Raw genomic sequence first — 2,444 nt, 5'->3', positions numbered from 1 at the left:
TGAGTATTTCACTAAAAAGATGACAGCGTTTCACTCATTTGATGACGTCATCACACTAGTGTGATGATAAAAATAGTCACTATAGATTTGACCATAGTGACATTTTTTTATTAATCCTTTTTTCGTGCTCTCATTGATTTGTCGCCCTTTATATGAATGGTATACGAAGATGATACTATTCTATCAAGTATGGCATCTGCTATTGCTCCTCCACCTAGATTTTTATGCCATCCATCTGGTGTGAATTGTGAAGCAATAATTGTTGTATGACTATCATATCTTAATTCCAACAGTTCAAGGATATCGCCCTGTTGTTCCTGAGTTGTTGGATTAAGTAAAAATTCATCAATAATAAGAACTTCAGCTCTTGCATATAATCTTAATTTTGGCTTATATTTTCCATTTCGTCTTGCCTGATCCAATTCAAACAATAAATCCGGCAATCTTATATACTTTACAACTTTTGCTTTCTTGCATGCGGCATTTCCTAATGCCGAAACAATATATGTCTTTCCACTTCCAGTTGCACCAATGACAATGACATTGATATGATCATCAATATAACTGCATGTTGATAGTTTCATGATGAGTTCCTTGTCAAGCTCTCGGTCAGGGTAATATTGTATATCTTCCAGCGTTGCGTTCATCATTTTTATTTTTGATCTTCTTTGTATACCCGTGACAAGATTATTATATTTGTCATTGACTTCTTCATCAACCATGAATGCCAATCTTTCATCAAACGAAAGTTCCTTGAAAGCTTGACTGTTACACTGTTCCTTGTAGATTTCAGCCATTTTATGTAATTTTAAGCTTAATAACTTTTCGTATGTTTGATTAATCATTTTTTACCTCCGTAATAATCTGCACCTCTTAACAGTGCACCTTCATTGTTTTCTTTTTCTTCTGCTAGTTTATTATTTCTATCTTGTAGATAATCAAGATATGATTTAAAATTCTTGTAGCTGCAGGTCACTCGCTTTTCAAGTATAGATTCTGATACTTCTTCTATCAGATCTGATGGATATCTATCACTAAGTTTTAAAATTGACATACATCTTTGGTACATTTGTTCCTCAATTTTAACACTTTCAAGATTTTGAGTAATGATTCTGCAGGTGAATGGGCCTATTCTTTCAGCCCATTTTTTAAATCTCTCACCATTCCATTCAGTATAAAGCTTATGATGGTCAGGCATGTGATCTTCCATTGTAGAGTATTGATTGACTACCCCATTCAATCTAGGATGGCTGGCGATTCTAGAACCATGATGATAAATTTCAATCATCTTTCTAGAAACACGCACATCTACCTTTTCTCGTAGAAATCTATAGGGGACAGAATAGAAATTTTTTTCGAAGCTGATATGGTAGTTATAGTTGACAATAGCTTTCTTCCATTCAGCAAATTCATAGGGAAACTCCGGAAGTGATCTTAGATAGGGAAGCTCCTCATTTAAATAAACAAAGCTTCTGCTGTATTCTCGTTTTTGAAATGGTTTTCTGTTGATTTTATCCAGTTCCACCAATATACATTCATTTGCTTCCTCTATGCTTGAGAATCTAAAATTTCTCAATCTTGCAATAATCTGAGTTGTAAGAATGCCAACACTTGATTCCACAGATGCTTTATCTTTTGGCTTCTTAACTCTAGCAGGTATAATGACAGTATCATAGTATTCTGCCATTTCTTGATATGCTTTATTAATGATGATATCTTCATATTTTTTATGAGATATGATACCTGTTTTTAAATTGTCAGGGACAATCATCAATGGAACTCCACCAAAGAATCTTAACATGTTGATATGAAGATTAATCCAGCTTTCCTGTTTCATGTTGTCGGTTGCTTCACAATAAATATATTGACTAAAAGGAAGCACTGCAACGAAAAGATAAGCTTTGGATATGATTTGTCTTCGTGACAGATCATAGATTGGTAAAGTCTGTCCTGCAAAATCGACTTCAACCTTTTCACCCGGTTTTTGTCCAATATGCATTGTTAGATTATTCTTCTCAACATGTTTCTTGTAAAGTTTTGAGAACTGAGTATATTTAAGAAACGGTTTATTCTCAAGCTTGCATCTTTCAACATATTCTTCCCATAGAAGCATAACAGTGACACCAGGCTTTAATAGTTCCTTATGAACATAATCATAATCTGGTCTTTCATGATAATAAATCACCTCCTTCTTGTTCCCAAATATTTCTTCAATTTCATCGTCAGTTTTATCTTTAATAAGTTCATATGTTATAGAAAGTTCATCAGCCTTTTCATAGGTGGATTTTATTTTTCTGCTTGCACAATGAACGACAGACATGATAGCCTTTTGAGACATTCCTAACGATCGAAGTCTTAAAATTTCTTTTTCCTTTGCCATGATAAAAATGACCTCCTTTCATGCAATATAGATGTAAGGTGGGACTCCTTACAATTCTATTGTA

General features: G+C 33.7%; 2 protein-coding genes. Both read right to left on the bottom strand.

Annotated elements, in window-relative coordinates:
• Positions 1-110 precede the first annotated feature (110 nt).
• Positions 111-845, bottom strand: a complete 735-nt coding sequence (locus B5F09_RS14390; protein WP_087375012.1) for an ATP-binding protein — start codon at positions 843-845, stop codon at positions 111-113.
• Positions 842-2,380 (bottom strand): IS21 family transposase, encoded by a 1,539-nt coding sequence (gene istA, locus B5F09_RS14385; protein ID WP_087375011.1) that lies wholly within the window; start codon positions 2,378-2,380, stop codon positions 842-844. Before istA ends, B5F09_RS14390 begins: the two co-directional genes overlap by 4 nt.
• Positions 2,381-2,444 lie beyond the last annotated feature (64 nt).

Source organism: Erysipelatoclostridium sp. An173, from assembly GCF_002160495.1.
Lineage (GTDB): Bacteria > Bacillota_I > Bacilli_A > Erysipelotrichales > Coprobacillaceae > Thomasclavelia > Thomasclavelia merdavium.
The sequence above is the reverse complement of the archived record's forward strand: the minus strand, read 5'-3'. Positions and strand labels throughout refer to the sequence as shown.

What these genes read in the sequence shown, in the direction of transcription:
- B5F09_RS14390 (WP_087375012.1), bottom strand. Translation starts at nt 845, where the DNA reads ATGATTAATCAAACATACGAAAAGTTATTAAGCTTAAAATTACATAAA.
- istA (WP_087375011.1), bottom strand. Translation starts at nt 2,380, where the DNA reads ATGGCAAAGGAAAAAGAAATTTTAAGACTTCGATCGTTAGGAATGTCT.